1 rRNA gene is annotated in these 682 nt (G+C 46.8%); it reads left to right on the top strand.

Going from position 1 to position 682, the window contains the following annotated elements:
- Positions 1-682: ribosomal RNA gene (locus tag GO493_RS30755) — 23S ribosomal RNA — on the top strand; the annotation flags it as partial.

Raw genomic sequence — 682 nt, 5'->3', positions numbered from 1 at the left:
AATATGTGACGGCGTGCCTTTTGCATAATGAGCCTACGAGTTACTCCTTACTGGCAAGGTTAAGTACTTAAGTTACGGAGCCGCAGCGAAAGCGAGTTCTAACAGAGCGCCAGTCAGTAGGGGTAGACGCGAAACTTTGTGATCTATCCATGGGCAGGTTGAAGGTTTGGTAACACAAACTGGAGGACCGAACTCATTAGCGTTGAAAAGCTATGGGATGACCTGTGGATAGGGGTGAAAGGCCAATCAAACTGAGAGATAGCTCGTTCTCCCCGAAATGTTTTTAGGAACAGCCTCGTACATAGAGTTATCATAGAGGTAGAGCTACTAATTGGGCTAGGGGGCTTCACCGCCTACCAAACCCTAATAAACTCCGAATGCTATGATATATCTGCGGGAGTGAGGCTGTGGGCGCTAAGGTCCATGGCCGAGAGGGAAATAACCCAGATTAACAGCTAAGGTCCCTAATCGTATGTTAAGTTGAACAAACGAAGTTCAAATCCTATAACAGCCAGGATGTTGGCTTGGAAGCAGCCATTCATTTAAAGAGTGCGTAACAGCTCACTGGTCGAGGGTTTGAGCACGGAAAATAATCGGGCATCAAACATACAACCGAAGCTTTAGGATTGCTGGCGATGTCAGTAATCGGTAGGGGAGCATTCTAAACTGCATTGAAGGTGTA

The sequence above is a fragment of the Chitinophaga tropicalis genome (assembly GCF_009758205.1).
Lineage (GTDB): Bacteria > Bacteroidota > Bacteroidia > Chitinophagales > Chitinophagaceae > Chitinophaga > Chitinophaga tropicalis.
The sequence above is the reverse complement of the archived record's forward strand: the minus strand, read 5'-3'. Positions and strand labels throughout refer to the sequence as shown.